Consider the following 14,973-nt stretch of genomic DNA (forward strand, 5'->3'; position numbering starts at 1 on the left):
TTTGCCTAGTTCTCGCCCCATTAAGCCATAATCAAGCTGTTTGGCCCTAGGCTCCGCGCTGCCGCAATCCCGACCAATAGCCCGGCTGCGACGATTGCACGGCCCGGCGCAGCAGCCCGGCGAGGGAGACGTCAGTCCATGCTCTACTATCTGCACGAGATGTCGCGCCTTTCCATGGCGCCGGCGCGGGCCATGAGCGACGGCCTGAGGATGATGCTCAACCACCCGATGAATCCGATGACCAACACGCCGATGGTGCGCTCGATCGAGTCGGCGGCGGACATCTTCGAGCATCTGACGCGGAGTTACGGCAAACCGAACTGGGGGCTCGACAGCACCACCATCGGCGACGTCGAAGTCGCGGTCGAACAAGAGGTGGTGATCAAGCGGACCTACTGTGACCTTCTGCATTTCAAGCGGGCGCGCGAGCGCCCGGACGATCCCAAGCTGCTGATCGTCGCGCCGCTGTCGGGCCACTATGCGACCCTGGTGCGCGGCACCGTCGAGACTATGCTGCCGGACCACGATGTCTTCGTCACTGACTGGCGGGACTGCCGGATGATTCCGGTAACCGACGACAGGTTCAATCTGAACGACTACATCGACTACCTGATCGACTTCCTGCACGTGCTCGGCCCCAACACCCACATCATCGCGGTGTGCCAGCCGTCGGTTCCGGCGCTCGCCGCCGTCTCGGTGATGTCGGCCTGGGGCGACAACTGCCTGCCGGCCACGCTGACCATGATCGGCGGGCCGATCGATACCCGCGAGTCGCCCACCCAGGTCAACAAACTGGCCAAGGAAAACTCGATCGAGTGGTTCGAGAACAACGTCGTCGTCCAGGTACCGCCGCCCTATCCCGGCGTCTTCCGCAAGGTCTATCCGGGCTTCATCCAGCTCACCAACTTCATCGCCATGAACTACGACCGCCATCTCGCCTCCTACGGCGAACTGTTCGACCATCTGGTGCGCGGCGACGACGAGGCGGCAGACAAGAAGCGCGTCTTTTACGAGGAATACCGCGCGGTGATGGATCTGCCGGCGGAGTTTTACCTGCAGACGGTCAAGACCGTCTTCCAGGAACACGAGTTGCCCCAGGGCAAGATGATCGCCCGCTGGCATCCGGTATTACCCGAACACATCACCCGCACCGCCTTGCTGTGCATCGAAGGCGAGCTCGACGACATCTCCGGCATCGGCCAGACCAAGGCGGCGCTCGAGATCACGCCCAACCTGCCCGACGAGATGAAAGCCTACCACCTGGCGCGGGACGTCGGGCACTATGGGCTGTTCAATGGCGGCAAGTGGCGCGAGCGGATCGCGCCCTGCGTCAAGCAGTTCATCCGCACCCACGACCACAGGATCGGCAGCAATCCCGGACGCAAGTCTGCCGCCGTCGGCACCTGGCAGGGCGCCGAGCGGCGCGGCCCTCGTGGCGACCGGTAACAGCTCAGGCCCTGTCTGTCCCGTCTAGATGAGCCCCCAGTCGGTGACGGTGATGCCGTAGACGATCGTGCCGCCGACCCCCACGGTGACGACACCGACCGCACCCTGCAGGGCCCGGTTGGCCCAGGTGAAGAGCCCGGCGGTGTAGCCCAGGGGCACGGCAATGACGGCGGAAAGCAGCGCCATGCCGACGATCGAGCCGATGCCGAAAACCACGATGTAGCCGAGCGCCAGCGGCGTCGAGGTGACCGAGGCCAGCGCCAGCAGAATGAGCGCGGCCGAACCCGCCATCCCATGCATCATACCGACCGCGAGGCTGCGCAGCGGCAAGCCGGCGGGATGTTCGTGTTCGTGACGGCTGGCATCGTGGCGGCCCTCTTCGGCCTCATGCTTGTGGGCGTGCATATGGGTGACGCCGTCGGCGTGGCGATGGATATGAAAGTGAACCTTCTCGCGCCACAGGCGGCGCAGAACGGCCAGACCGAGAACCACAAGCATCACACCCACCAGCAGTTCAAGGCCCTGGGCCCAGATCTCGGGGATCGCTTCCCCCGCCAGCACCACCATCCCGCCCAGCAGCAAAAGGGTGAGCGTGTGGCCGAGACCCCAGACCGCGCCATGACGCAGCGCCCTGCCAAGCTTGCGCTCTCCGGAGACGATGCTGGCAACGGCGGCCACGTGATCCGCCTCCAGCGCATGCTGCAAACCGATCAGGAAGCCCAGGAAAAGTGCGGAGATCATTAAAACAACCCACCCAGTGAAAAACGGAAAATCACAAACAAACAAAGCGGTTAGCGGCTCATCGGAGTCGCTTTGCCAGTATAGGCCGCTGCGGCCGCCGGCCAAGCGCGCAATTGACTCTCTCTGCCTTAATCGCGACGGCCCGCCGATCCAGTCGTCAGAGAAGACCGAGCTGTCCGACCGCCAGCCCGATGAGAACCGGCAGCGGCAACGCGATGGCGAAGCGCTGAAGGGTCGAGCGGTGTCCCATGATGGGAAACTCCCAGACCAGCATGCGGTTAAAATTAAAGAGCGACCAGGCGGAGACAAAGGCCATCATCTGCGGCGCCCCGGCACCGACTTCCATGGCGGCGCCACCGACCGCAAAGGCCAGCATCGGTCCGCCGGGCGTCAGCGCGCCGATCAGGCTGGCCAGAAGCAGGCCGGCGAAACCGGTGTCCCGGCCGACGAAGGCCGCGACCCATTCCGGCGGCACCAGGGCGGCGATGAAGCCGGCGCCGATGACCGCGAGGATAATGCGCGGCGTCACCGATAAGGCCTGGTCCCAGGAAATTCTCAGGGCTTCCGGCACCGCATCGCCGCCGCGGCGCAGCACCAGGCCGCCAAGCACCAGCACGGCCCCATAAAGCAGCACAGAGGCGATCACGATGCTCATTCGGCGCCCCCTTCCTGCCGTTCGGCCAGCGCCTTCACGCGCCCGAAGCACTGCCGGGCGAGCCAGCCGAGCAGAATCGGCAGCAGCAGGCTGAGGCCATAGCGCAGCAGCACGAAATCGTTGTCGAAGAACGACATCTCCCAGACCAGGGTGCGGCTGACGTTAAGCAACGCCCAGCCGGCGATGAAAGCCGTTGCCGTGCCGATGTCGGCACCGGCGGCGCCCAGCGCCACCGCCAGGGGAAAGGTCATCATCGGTCCGCCGGGCAAAAGGGCGCCGGCCAGCGCGGCCAGGGTCAGGCCCTTGAGGCCGGAGCGCGAACCCATCCAGCGTGCCACCTGTTCGCGCGGCAGCAGCACCGTCAAGAGCCCGGCCAGCAGCACGCCGGCCAGCACCTTGGGGGCAATGGCCAGCAACAGCCAGAGGTCGTCGCCGAGGACGCTCCAGAAAACCGCCGGCCCCTTCAGGGCATAACAGAGGCCCCCGGCAAGCAGGGCAACAGCGAGGACGATCAGCAGTCCGGCGTCGACTTTACGGCGCGGCCGGGCCGGCGCGGGATTCGGCAAGTTCCTGGATCCGAACGGTCAGTTTGGCAGGTGAAACAGCAGGATAGCATCGCCGCCCCCGTTCCCGCCAGCCGCTTACAGGGAACAAACGTTAATCGGCGGCGTAACGGCTGACGGCGGCCTCGTCCCAGGCGACGCCGCTGCCGGGCTCGTCGCGGATGACCACCTTGCCGCCCTGCACCTGTGCCGGTTGCTGAAGGACCGGCGCCGCGAGATCCAGGTACTCCAACAGATGCGCACCGGGCGTCACGGCCAGCAGGTGGGCGCTCACCTCCGGCCAGAGATGGCTGGAGACCGGCAGGCCGGCGCCCTCCGCCAAAGCGGCGGCCTTCATCCATCCAGTCACGCCGCCGATCTTCATGACATCGATCATCGCCAGGTCCGAGGCGCCGGCGGCAATGGCCTTTTGCATATCCGGCAGGCCCCACCAGTTCTCGCCGAGCTGGACCGCCGTCCTGGCCGCATCGGCGATCTTTGCGTGACCGGCAAAGTCTTCGGCGATGGTCGGCTCCTCGATCCAGGCCAACCCCTCGTCATCGAGAATGCGGGCGCGCGCCATTGCCTCCGGCACCGAAAGGGATTGGTTGTAGTCGACCATGATTGCCATATCCGGGCCGGCGGCATCCCGGGTCGCGCGGATCACCGCCAGATCCTCGGCGATGCCGGGGTGGCCGATTTTCACTTTGATGGCGCCGAAACCCTTGGCGTGCGACTCAGCCGCCGCCGCGGCGGCCTGATCGGCCGCCAGCATGGAATGGCTGTCATAAACCGGCACGGCGCAGACCGTGCCGCCGAGCAGGCTTACCAGCGGCAGACCCGCCGCCTTGGCCAGAGCATCCCAGGCCGCCATGTCGAAGCCCGCCATGGCCATCCCGACGAGACCCTGAACCCCCAGCAGCCGGAAGCGGGCGCGCAGCAGGCGGTCGAGATCCTGGGGCGCCACGGCGGCACCCTTCACCAGATCCCCGATGTTGCGCAGGGTCTCGGCGATCGGGCCCATGACCACCGGGCTGTAGCAAAAGACATAGGCGCAACCGGTCACGCCTTCTTCTGTCTTCAGGTCGATCAGCACCAGCGGGGCGGCGGCCACCACGCCGCTGGCCGTCGTCAGCGGCGGGTCCAGCGGAACCAACACGGCCCGGGCCACGAGAGAATGAATGGTCAGTTTTTCCATCGGCGCGCTCTCCTCTTTAAGGGCGCCAAACCGGCCTTTTTTTCATTCCATTTCAGTAGCTTGACGCCAAAGACGCTATCACACGACGACAGCCAGGGGAAGCCGGCTAACCTTCGTCGGGCGTCTCGCCTTGCGCCAGGGCTTCGCGTTGGCGCACATCGGCGGAGCTGGTTTCGCGGTGCCAGTCCTCGACCGCCGTCCAGGCCTTGATACCCGAGGGCATCGACGGCGAGCGGCGGTGGACGCCGATGGCTTCCAGGACGTCGGCGGAGTGCAGCTTTCGGCCCTCTTCAACAAAAGCCGCCCGCACCAAGGCCAGGGCGGCGATGCGTCCCTCCGCCATGAAGGTCTGCTCCATGTAGACGAAATCCTCATCCCAGCAGACCACACGGGTATGCAGTTCAAATTCCTGCAGCGGCCTAAGGGAGCGGCGGAAAGTGATGGTCTGGGCGGCAACCACAGGCATCCAGCGGCGTTGGCGAAAGGTCTTCAGCGATCCGTTGCGCGCCATCAGGTCGATCCGGCCAAGGTCCATGATCGTCAGGTAGCGCCCGTTGTTCATGTGAAGGTTGAAGTCGAGATCGTTCGGCCAGACCCGCAGGCGGATGACCGAGACATCCAAAACCCCGAGTGCCGTGCCAAACCGCGCCGACAGCAGAACCTTGATAAGACGCAAGATCAGATTCATCGCCAAGAGGGCCCGCGGCCCCACCCTTTCCCGCCAACGATATTCGCCGATCACGACTGCCCGGCTGGCAGCCGGAGCCTGCGCTGACCGGTCAACTTGCCAAGAGAGGCGCAAAAGCGTCAAACTTTCAATCGAAACAAATGCGGCCGCTGAAAAGTCGGCTACTGCAGAACAGCCGATTGGCAGAGAAACCGATTGAACGTGGGGAAAGCCTTGTCCGCAAGCATCGCCGTAACAGCCGACAACCGCACCAACTATCTCGTGCGGCCGCTGCGCCGTGAAGACCGGCAGTTGATCGAGCGGGCCCTGAAACTGCTTTCGGCGGAAACGCTCTACGCCCGCTTCCACAGCCGTGGCATTCGCCTCAGCGCCCGGGACCTCGACTACCTGACCAATACCGATGCAAGGGACCATGTCTCCTGGCTGGTCATCGATCCTTCGGAAAAATCACAGGACGGTGCTATCGCGCTGGGCCGCTATGTGCGGGAAGCAGAGGCGTCCTCCCGGGCCGAGGTTGCCCTGACGATCTGCGACCGCCATCAGGGCCAGGGCGTATCAAAGGTGCTTTTGGGGGCACTCGGCGCCTCGGCCATGGCGGCAGGCATCGAGCGTTTCCACGGCAGCCTGCTGTCGGAGAACCAGGCCATGCGCCGTCTGGTGCAAAGCCTGGGGGCCGAGATCAGCATTCAGGACGGCGCGGTCGTCGCCGAGGCGGCCGCCAACCCGTGGTCTTTGCCCGATACAGCGGCGGCCCAAAGGGTGCGCCGCGTGGCAACACAGGTCGGCGCAGCGCTTGCCGCTCAGCGAAGCTCAGCCAGCAGCGTCAGAATGCGCTCATAAAGTCCGTCGTCACTCTCCGCGGCCTGGGTGATGGAGTTGTATTCCTCGACGCTGAGACCCTGAGCCTGAACCTCGGCGATCATCTCTTCCGTTGCCTCACGGGTCATTTCAGCCGCTTCGCCCGAAGTCTGGGCACCTTCAATGCGCGGCTGCCAGGACTTGTCGATCTCCTGAATTTTCACAACAGCGGCGACATAGGCCTCCAGCTGGCCTTCACTGAAATCTGCACCAGCCGCCTGCACCTGGTGCAAAAGCCCCTGTGACGCAGCACCCGCGTCGCGGGCCGGCAGCAGGCCGGCCAGCAGGGAAAATGAAATGGCGACGACCGCAAGCGGCAGGATTCTCAACATCGAAAGACCCTCTCTGTTTCGAGACCCGGGCCCGCTCACGCCCCGTTCACGCAGAGTGACGGGAACCCGATCTCATTCCTCATTGCTAAACAAGACGGCTGGGAACGCGCACTATTCCCAAGGATGAGGATCGAGGTTCGGGTTCGGGGCACCAGACCTTGCCGTACCTGCGGGCCGCAGGGAGCGTAAGCTTCAGCCTGAAGCCAACGGCCATGGCCAGAATTTGTCACGCGGCCAGAGTTGTCACAGCATCCGGCCTGTGGTCCCCTTCCGGCTGAGCGGGCCAAACAAGACACAACGCTGGGGAGCATGGCGATGGGTGGAGCGGAATCAGGGTATCTGAGGCGCGCTGCCTCTCGAGGCGTGGCGTTTTTTTTGGCGGTCGGCCTTTCCTTTGCCACTGCAAGCCAGGCGGCAACCCTTGACAAGGTTCGCGAAACCAGCGGCCTCAAGCTCGGCTTTCGCGACGACGCCGCGCCATTTTCCTTTGCAGACGAAAACGGGCGGGCCGCCGGTTACAGCGTCGCGCTTTGTGCGGCCATCGGCGGTGCCGTGCAGGCAAGCCTGGAACTGGATCAGCTTGCGGTCGAATTCGTTCCGGTGACGGCTGAGAACCGTTTTGCCGCGCTGGCAGACGGCCGCATCGATCTGCTCTGCGGCGCGACCACCGTTACCCTGCAACGACGGGCCGAGGTCGACTTCAGCCTGCAGACCTTCGTCACCGGTGCCAGCGTTCTCTATCGAAGCGGCGGGCCGGCCAGCTTCACCGAGTTGAACGGCCGGAAAGTCGGCGTGCGCGCCGGCACCACCACCGACGACGGCCTGCGGCGCGCACTCTCGGAGGCCGGGATCACCGCCGAGGTGGTAGCCATTTCCAGCCATGAAGCAGGACGCGACGCCCTGGAGGCCGAAGAGATCGCCGCCTACTTCGCCGACCGCGCCATATTGATCATGCTTGCGCGCCAGGCCAAAAATCCGGAGCGGCTGGTCCTTTCACAGAGGTTCTTTTCCTTCGAGCCCTATGCGCTGGCCCTGCGCCGGGGCGACAGCGACTTCCGGCTGCTGGTCGACCGCGCGCTGGTCCGCCTCTACCGCAGCAAGGCCATCGGCAAGATTTATGAAGCCAGTTTCGGTAAGGCGCGGATGAGCGATCTGTTGCGCGCCATGTACACGCTGCAGAGTTTTCCGGATTGAGCGTCTGCCGGACTAGAAATTCTCGGTCCAGGGTCTCAGTTCGACGGAACTCGACCAGGCACTCGGGTGCTGGGCGTGGGTCTGATAGTAGGTCTCGGCGATCGCGGTGGGGTCCAGCCTGGCATTCGTCTCATCACTGCCAATGGCACCGTCGATGACGAAGTGCGCGACATGAATCCCTTCCGGCTGCAACGCCCGGGCCATGGATTCCGCCAGCGCGCGCAGGCCGTACTTGGCAACGGCAAAGCCGGCCGAAAGCGGGAAAGCTTTTACACTGGCAGTGGCGCCGGTGAAGAGGATCGTTCCGGCGTTGCGCGGCTGCATGCGCCGCGCCGCTTCCCGGCCGACCAGGAAGCCGCCGAAACAGCCGCGCATCCAGGCATCGATGAATTCCTGCGCCTCGATCTCCGCGATCGGCTTGCGGACACGCCCGGAAGCATTGAAAACCGCGACCCCGATAGGACCCAGGTCTTTCTCCGCCGCGTCGAAAAGAGCGGTTACCTCGGTCTCGTCCGTCGCGTCGGCACGATAGGCCCTGGCACTGCCGCCCGCCGCCGCGATCTCCGCCACCAGCGGAGCCAGCCGATCCGGATTGCGCGAGGCCAGGGCCACGGCGTAGCCGGCCGCCGCGAAACGGCGCGCAACAGCGGCGCCCAGGCCCGGTCCGACACCGACGATCACACAGCATTGCTGGTCTGCCATTGCTTCCGCTCCTTCTCGCTACGTTCAAGCGGCGCCGATACCGCCGCGCCCCGATCTTAAAGCAGTAAGCGGGCGCCTGTATGCTGCATTGTCCCCTGCTGCGTTGTCTCGTGCTGCGTTGTCCGCGATCCTCTGCGTCAGCAGGAGGCGGCCGGCAGGCGCAGCAGGATAATCGTGCCCTCTCCGGGTTTGCTCATCACCGTGAGCGTCCCGCCGTGCAGCTTGACCAGCGCCTGGATTACGGCAAGGCCGAGGTCGGCGTCCCGGGCGCCATCCGGCGACAGGCCGGCGAAGGGATGAAGCATCACCGAAATCCGATCCTTTGCCATCCCGTCCCCCTGGTCGGCTACGGCGATCTCGATCCAGTCCCCACCAACTCTCGCGGTTCGGACGGTCACCTGGCCATCTTCAGGCGTTTCCTTTATGGCGTCGGTGATCAGCTCGAGAATAATATGTTTCAAGGTCATGGGATCGGCGAGGACGGCCAGGTCCGCTGCGCATTCCTCGATCTTCAGGGCGACTTCCCGGCGGCGAAATCGAAAAGCCATCATCGACTCGACATCTTTCAGCAGTCCCGCGACAGGTACCACCGTGATAATGGGCTTGTAGTCGCGCTTTCCCAGACTGGAGAGATCGAGAACCGTCGAGACGGTATCGACGAGCTGACGCGCCGCCAGCACTACGTCGGTCAGGTAGGCACGGTAGCGCTCTTTATCGAGTGACGCGAAGACCTCCGTCTTGACCAGGGCGCTGAGCCCGGTCATTGCCGAAAGGGGGCGGCGCAGGTCCTGACTGACATGGGCAATAAAATTGGTGCTGGATTGGGCCGCGATCTGCCGGCGCCTTTCTGCTTCCTGCCGGGCACGGCAGTAGCGCTCCCAGGACTTTACGGTCTGGTATCCCAACCCGGCGACACCCAAGGCCAGGGCCGCGGCCAGCACGACGAAAAGCACGTGCGGCTGCGCACCGGGATGCGATGGCGTCCAGGTAAGGCTGGCCACCTGCGTACCGGCCTTGGTCTCCAGCGCCAAAGTTGCGTCGCGCGGCAGGCGCTTGGAAACAAAGGCCAGGTCCGCCAGCCCGAAGTCATGCGCGATCTCGGACAGATAGGCCGGTGTCAGGGGGCGGAGCAGTACCAGCAGATGAACGGTTTTGCCGTCCACTTCCGCCCGGGGTGTTTCCTGAAAAGGCAAAATCGGGCTCACCGCCACCAGGGCCACCGCGTCGCCAAGATTGACGAAGGCGGAGGCGGCATAGGGTCGGCTGACTTCACGGCTCCTGACATGATCGATCAGCTCGGCGAGCCCGCCGGCGAGCAGCCGCGGCATCTCCATCCGCTCCTCCGGTCCACGCCGGCCTTGGGAACCCTGCACTTGCGCCAGGACGGGCACATCGTTCTCGTCGAGGACCAGGAAAGCGTCGATCCCCAGCATGTCGTGAAGGTCATCGAGAATGATGTTCTCCTCAACCCAACCGCTGTCCGGCGCTTCCACCAGATTCCGGTAGGCCTCGTTCCAATAGCCGTAGTCACGCGCCAGAACCTCGGTCTGGCGCGCAAAGTTCTTCACCGCAGTCTGTGCGAGGTGATGGCTGTGATTGCGCAGCGATCTGTCCTGCGCCTCGACGTGCCAGAACACGGACCCCAGCAAAGCCGAGAGGGCGAAGAGCAACAAACCGCAGAGGACACGTACCGGCGGCATGCGCATCCGCGCTGCATCGCCAACATGGCTTCCAAACCCAACAGGACTTCCCAACATCGTCCGACCTTTCAAACATGGCCCCCCACAGTCGTATCGGCAGGCGAGATCGCGGAGCCGGGATCGCGGCGGCGGCCAAAAGCCGCTTCCGATCCCCTTTCGACGGCGTCTCTCCTTAAGAGCAGCTTGGCGGGCCGCTACGGCGCTGGCCGCGGCGGCCCGCCCGCTCTTGTTCTGATGAAGACCTGCAATCCTGCGCCCTGGGGTCGTTCAAGCGCTGCATTGGGGCCTTACCTGGCCAGCCTCCGGAAACCCGGTCGACCGAGCCTTCATCGTGACCTCCGACATATAGCAATTCACTAAATACATTCAATGAACATTATCATTGATTATTTTTAATGAATGAGTCATTATGGCCCGGATGAGCATTCTCCCGGCCCAGAAAACCCCCGTCAGCGGCGGCAAGCGCGCCGCGCAAAAGGCGGAAACGCGCCGCCGCATCATGCAGGTCGGCCGCAAAATGCTGTCGGAAAAGGGATACCTCGGAACGACGGTGACCATGCTCGCCGCCGAAGCCGGGGTCTCCGCCGGCCTGATCAATGCTCATTTCGGCTCCAAGGCCGGCCTGATGTTCGCCATCCTCACCGAACAGAACACGGCCCAGCTCGGCGAAATGGCGTCGGACCTGCCGCAGGAGGGGCCGGTCCGCGCGCGCCTGCTGCGCAAACTGCAGACCGAGTACGCCCATGACCTCGCCGATCCGAAGCTGACGGCGATCCTGGTGGCCTACTCCTGCGTCTGGCCGGCGGAGACGGAGCAGGAGAACATCAAGCAACGCCGGGCCGGCGATGCGGTGACCCGCGAGATTCTGCAGGCCGGGGTCGCCCGCGGCGAGATCGCGCCGCAGGCCGATCTCGAAGCGGCCATCGCGGCGATTTATGCGATCACCCTCTGGGGCATGCGCCCGGCGTTTTTTGAGAATGCCAGCGCCGATGAATGCCTGGCCCGCATCACGCCGCAGATCGACCTGATCCTGCGTGGCCTTGCGCCTGCAAGCTAGCGGGTGAGAAGCACCGGCCCCGCCGCTTCCCGGGCCTGCCAGCCGTGGCGTTGCAGTTCCGGGTCGTCGTGCGCCTCCTCGGGATACCCAAGGCAGAGATAGGCGACCAGACTCCAGGTCTCCGGAACCGCCAGATCCCGGCCGATCCGCAGGGGATCGAGAATCGACACCCAGCCGAGCCCGACCCCGGCCGCCCGCGCCGCCAGCCAGAGCGTATGGATGGCGCAGACCGTCGAATACTGCAGGGTCTCCGGCATGGTTCGCCGGCCAAGCCCCTGCCCCGCCTCGGGCGCGAGGTCGGCAAAGACCGCAAGCTGTTCCGGCGCCTCGCGCAGGCCGGAGAGTTTCAGCCGCGCATAGAGCGCCGCCCGGTCGCCGGCGTAGTCGGCCAGGGCCTCGGCATTGGCGGCCTCGAAATTCTCGACAACACACCCGCGCGCTTCAGGGCCGATGACCCGCACGAAACGCCAGGGCTGGCTGAGACCCACGCTGGGCGCCAGTTCGGCGAGCCCCAGCAGGCGTTCCAGCAAACCCTCCGGCAGGGCATCGCCGCGAAAGCGCCGGACGTCCCGGCGCCAGACCAGCAGTTCTTCAAGCCGCGCCTGGAATTCGGGACTGAAATCGGGGCCGGACGGCGGACTGGGGGACTCGGCTTTCATGAACGTCACTATCCATCCGCCGGACCACGCCCCGCAAGGCCCGAACTCAGCGGAACTGAGGGTGCGCGAACTCAGTGGTCTGACAAAACAACCAGTTGTGAAGAGACAAGGCCCGCTATCTGGCGTAAGCTGCGGGAAATAAAAGAAATCCGGCTCCCTTGCGGCCGGCTGCCGGCGAGAGGCGTCCGGCCGGGAACCGGCTGTGGCATCCAAACCAAGCTTTGCGAGGGACCATCATGCACACCATCCGAAACCCCATCGAGTGGGGAATGGACGCGCTGAAGGACGCCGCCCAGGCGGTCGAAGCCGCCGGCAGTTCCCTGCCCGCCGACGAAACCGCCGAACAGGCCGGACATCCAAGCGTTCGCAAGATCGGAGTCGCCGACCTGCGCGAGGCCCTGGCGAAAGGCTTCAGCGACTTCGGCGCCTACCGCTCAGACGTCATCTTCCTCTGCATCATCTACCCGGCGATCAGCCTGGTGCTCATCCACGCCGCCCTGAACTACGACATGCTGGCGCTGCTGTTCCCCCTGGCATCCGGCTTTGCCCTTGTCGGCCCGGTGGCGGCCATCGGCCTCTATGAGTTGAGCCGGCGGCGCGAACGCGGCCTGCCCGCAAGCTGGCTCCATGCTTTCGGGATGGTGCGCGCGCCCTCCTTCGGGGCCATCGCCATTCTGGGTCTCGCCTTGCTGGCGCTGTTCGTGCTGTGGCTGGGCGCGGCGCAGTTGATCTACCTGCTGACCCTGGGCCCGCAACCGCCGGCCTCGCCCGCCGCCTTCCTCTCCGATGTGCTGACCACCAGCGCCGGCTGGACCATGACCCTCGTCGGCCTGGGCGTCGGCTTCCTCTTCGCCGTGGTCGTGCTGGCGATCAGCGTAGTGTCCTTCCCGCTGCTGCTCGACCGCCCGGTCGGCCTCGGCATCGCCATCGGCACTTCGGTGCGCGCGGTCGCCGCCAACCCCGGCATCATGGCGCTCTGGGGCATGATCGTCGCCGGCGCCCTGGTGCTCGGCTCGATCCCCCTCTTCCTCGGCCTCGTCATCGTCATGCCGGTGCTGGGCCATGCCACCTGGCATCTGTATCGGCGGGTTGTGAGGTAGGGCGTTAGGGGTTAGGCGGGAGCCCGCACCATCGACCAGGTTGGCTCTCCCTGAGCCAGCAAGAGTGAGATATCGGGACTGAAGCCCACGGCAGGAACTCAAGGTTTCCGCCCTTCCCACCCCTTTTGTGTGCAATGCAACATAACTCTCCTTGACTTTGGGGCTGAAAAGGGGCATCTAGCGGTCATTGATGTCTCGTGATCGCGCGAAAGGTCTCTCCTGGCGGAGGCGCCTCTCATCCCGAGAACCATCTTTTCCCAAAATTTTCCGTTTGCTCCAGGTGCGCGTGGATGACGGCAACGCGCTAACCGGCGGTTTCGCTTGTCTGAAAGGCAGCACGCTCGGCGCAAAAGGACTCTGTTCGTGAATACCAGTACCCCTAATACCAATACCGATACCACCACCGCCCCGGCCGCCCCTGAGGCGCCGGTCGATGGTGTGAAGTTTACCGACCTCGGCCTGGCCGAGCCCCTGCTCCGCGCCCTGGCGGCAGCGGACTACACCACCCCCACACCGATCCAGGCGCAGGCGATCCCCGAACTGTTGAAGGGCCGCGACATGCTGGGCATTGCCCAGACCGGCACCGGCAAGACCGCCGCCTTCGCCCTGCCGATTCTGCAGCGCCTTTCAGAGAACAAAGAACATGTCGGGCCGAAGGCGACCCGCGCCCTGATCCTGGCGCCGACCCGCGAGCTGGCGGTGCAGATCGGCGATGCGCTGAAGGTCTACGGCCGCCAGTACAAGCTGCGCCACACGGTCATCCTGGGCGGCGTTTCCCAGCACGGGCAGGTGCGCGCCCTGGCGCGCGGCCTGGATATCGTGGTGGCCACGCCCGGCCGCCTGATGGACCTGCTGAACCAGCGCCACATCCGCCTCGACAAGGTCTCGCATCTTGTCCTGGACGAGGCCGACCGCATGCTCGACATGGGCTTCATCCGCGACGTGCGCAAGATCGTGGCGGCCCTGCCGCAGCGGCGCCAGTCGCTGCTGTTCTCCGCCACCATGCCGACCGAAGTCGCCAAGCTGGCCGGCGACATGCTGCACAATCCGCTGCGCGTCGAGGTGACGCCCAAGGTGGTGACCGTGGAGCGTATCGCCCAGTCGGTGCATCATGTCTCGACCGCCGACAAGCGGACCCTGCTGGAGAACCTGCTGGCCGACCCCGCCATGAAGCGCGTGATCGTCTTCACCCGCACCAAGCACCGCGCCAACCGGGTGGCCGAGCAGTTGGACAAGGCCGGCATCTCCGCCGACGCCATCCATGGCAACAAGTCGCAGAACGCCCGTCAAAAGGCGCTCGACGCATTCCGCAAGGGCCGCGCCCGCGTCCTGGTGGCCACCGACATCGCCGCCCGCGGCATCGATGTCTCCGGCATCACCCATGTGATCAACTACGAGCTGCCGAACGAGCCGGAAAGCTACGTCCACCGCATCGGCCGCACGGCCCGGGCCGGCGCCGAGGGTGCCGCGATTTCCTTCTGCGATGCGACGGAGCGTGCCTACCTGCGCGACATCGAACGCCTGATCAAGCTGCGTCTCGAGGTCATCGGCGACGCCCCGGCCAACGACAACCCGGCGCGGCGGCCGGCGCGCAAGAACGGGCCGCGCCCGCAGCAGCGTTCCGGACAGCGCCAGGGCAACGGCGAGCGTTGGGCCAAGTCCGGCAACGGCAAGGGTAAGCCCCAAGGCAAGCCGTATGCCAAGACGGGCCAGCAAAACGGCAACGGCGCAAAGCCTGGGTCGCAGGGCTCTTCCGAGCAAAAGGACGAGGCTCAGAAAAACGGTGGCAAAAAGCGCTTCGGCGGCAAGAAGCCCAACCAGAAGTTCGGCAGCAAGCAGAACGGCGGCGGGGCGTCGCCGCGGCGGCCGGCTTCGGGCGGGGCACCCAAGGGCCGCCCCCGGGCTGCCTAACGGCCATTAGCCACAGACCCCGTAATGCCTTCGAAGGCCGCCGCGCAAACCGCGGCGGCCTTCACTCTTTGGACCGTCCCGTTTCGCCCGCGATACACGCTTCACCATTGGCGGCGGCTGCAATCAACGCTAGAATATATTCGCGCTGAAGTTGGAGAGCCTCGGCGTTACCGGGTGTTTGGTTAACAGA

At 65.1% G+C, this 14,973-nt stretch carries 15 protein-coding genes; 6 read left to right on the forward strand and 9 right to left on the reverse strand.

Annotation, left to right across the window (positions count from 1 at the left end):
• Window positions 1–138 precede the first annotated feature (138 nt).
• Complete coding sequence (locus HBA54_RS19475; protein WP_167227745.1) at window positions 139–1,446, forward strand: polyhydroxyalkanoate depolymerase; 1,308 nt, start codon at window positions 139–141, stop codon at window positions 1,444–1,446.
• 24 nt (window positions 1,447–1,470) lie between these two features.
• Here the strand turns inward: HBA54_RS19475 and HBA54_RS19480 are convergent, their stop codons facing one another.
• The 5 genes from HBA54_RS19480 to HBA54_RS19500 all read right to left on the reverse strand — a co-directional run bounded on the left by HBA54_RS19480 (window position 1,471) and on the right by HBA54_RS19500 (window position 5,258).
• Window positions 1,471–2,187, reverse strand: coding sequence for a HoxN/HupN/NixA family nickel/cobalt transporter (locus HBA54_RS19480; RefSeq protein WP_167227748.1), 717 nt, complete (start codon window positions 2,185–2,187; stop codon window positions 1,471–1,473).
• A 157-nt stretch (window positions 2,188–2,344) separates the two neighbouring features.
• A complete protein-coding gene (locus HBA54_RS19485; protein WP_167227751.1) occupies window positions 2,345–2,842 on the reverse strand; it encodes a permease in 498 nt (165 codons plus the stop codon).
• Window positions 2,839–3,408 (reverse strand): permease, encoded by a 570-nt coding sequence (locus tag HBA54_RS19490; protein ID WP_167227754.1) that lies wholly within the window; start codon window positions 3,406–3,408, stop codon window positions 2,839–2,841. The genes HBA54_RS19485 and HBA54_RS19490 overlap by 4 nt, the downstream gene beginning before the upstream one ends.
• Before the next feature lie 91 nt (window positions 3,409–3,499).
• Window positions 3,500–4,582: an enolase C-terminal domain-like protein gene (locus tag HBA54_RS19495; RefSeq protein ID WP_167227757.1), complete on the reverse strand. Its 1,083-nt coding sequence runs from the start codon at window positions 4,580–4,582 to the stop codon at window positions 3,500–3,502.
• A gap of 106 nt (window positions 4,583–4,688) precedes the next feature.
• Window positions 4,689–5,258 (reverse strand): thioesterase family protein, encoded by a 570-nt coding sequence (locus tag HBA54_RS19500; RefSeq protein ID WP_167227759.1) that lies wholly within the window; start codon window positions 5,256–5,258, stop codon window positions 4,689–4,691.
• A gap of 225 nt (window positions 5,259–5,483) precedes the next feature.
• On the opposite strand from HBA54_RS19500, the gene HBA54_RS19505 reads away from it, so the two are divergent.
• Window positions 5,484–6,110 carry a GNAT family N-acetyltransferase gene (locus HBA54_RS19505; RefSeq protein WP_167227761.1) on the forward strand — a complete coding sequence of 209 codons (627 nt, stop codon included), beginning with the start codon at window positions 5,484–5,486 and terminating at the stop codon, window positions 6,108–6,110.
• On the opposite strand, the gene HBA54_RS19510 is transcribed toward HBA54_RS19505, so the two are convergent.
• Window positions 6,071–6,460 carry a DUF4168 domain-containing protein gene (locus HBA54_RS19510; RefSeq protein ID WP_167227763.1) on the reverse strand — a complete coding sequence of 130 codons (390 nt, stop codon included), beginning with the start codon at window positions 6,458–6,460 and terminating at the stop codon, window positions 6,071–6,073. The genes HBA54_RS19505 and HBA54_RS19510 overlap by 40 nt on opposite strands.
• 363 nt (window positions 6,461–6,823) lie before the next feature.
• Here HBA54_RS19510 and HBA54_RS19515 point away from each other — a divergent pair, with 363 nt between their 5' ends.
• The gene (locus HBA54_RS19515; protein WP_205944776.1) at window positions 6,824–7,654 is read left to right on the forward strand and encodes an amino acid ABC transporter substrate-binding protein; all 831 of its coding nucleotides are present in this window, start codon (window positions 6,824–6,826) and stop codon (window positions 7,652–7,654) included.
• Window positions 7,655–7,666: 12 nt separating this feature from the next.
• On the opposite strand, the gene HBA54_RS19520 is transcribed toward HBA54_RS19515, so the two are convergent.
• Window positions 7,667–8,356, reverse strand: a complete 690-nt coding sequence (locus HBA54_RS19520; protein WP_167227766.1) for an SDR family NAD(P)-dependent oxidoreductase — start codon at window positions 8,354–8,356, stop codon at window positions 7,667–7,669.
• Between the two features lie 137 nt (window positions 8,357–8,493).
• The gene (locus tag HBA54_RS19525) at window positions 8,494–10,113 is read right to left on the reverse strand and encodes a sensor histidine kinase (protein ID WP_167227768.1); all 1,620 of its coding nucleotides are present in this window, start codon (window positions 10,111–10,113) and stop codon (window positions 8,494–8,496) included.
• A 361-nt stretch (window positions 10,114–10,474) separates the two neighbouring features.
• Between HBA54_RS19525 and HBA54_RS19530 the strand changes: the two genes are divergently transcribed.
• Window positions 10,475–11,113 (forward strand): TetR/AcrR family transcriptional regulator, encoded by a 639-nt coding sequence (locus HBA54_RS19530; protein WP_167227770.1) that lies wholly within the window; start codon window positions 10,475–10,477, stop codon window positions 11,111–11,113.
• Here HBA54_RS19530 and bluB read toward each other — a convergent pair.
• Entirely contained in the window at window positions 11,110–11,772 is a 663-nt protein-coding gene (gene bluB, locus HBA54_RS19535) for a 5,6-dimethylbenzimidazole synthase (RefSeq protein ID WP_167227772.1), read from the reverse strand. The two genes, HBA54_RS19530 and bluB, sit on opposite strands and share 4 nt — an antisense overlap.
• Window positions 11,773–12,008: 236 nt before the next feature.
• Between bluB and HBA54_RS19540 the strand changes: the two genes are divergently transcribed.
• Window positions 12,009–12,872: a DUF2189 domain-containing protein gene (locus tag HBA54_RS19540; RefSeq protein WP_167227774.1), complete on the forward strand. Its 864-nt coding sequence runs from the start codon at window positions 12,009–12,011 to the stop codon at window positions 12,870–12,872.
• Window positions 12,873–13,235: 363 nt separating this feature from the next.
• Window positions 13,236–14,783, forward strand: coding sequence for a DEAD/DEAH box helicase (locus tag HBA54_RS19545; protein ID WP_437126230.1), 1,548 nt, complete (start codon window positions 13,236–13,238; stop codon window positions 14,781–14,783).
• Window positions 14,784–14,973: the final 190 nt, after the last annotated feature.

It is taken from the genome of Pelagibius litoralis (assembly GCF_011683915.1).
GTDB classification, from domain to species: domain Bacteria; phylum Pseudomonadota; class Alphaproteobacteria; order Kiloniellales; family Kiloniellaceae; genus Pelagibius; species Pelagibius litoralis.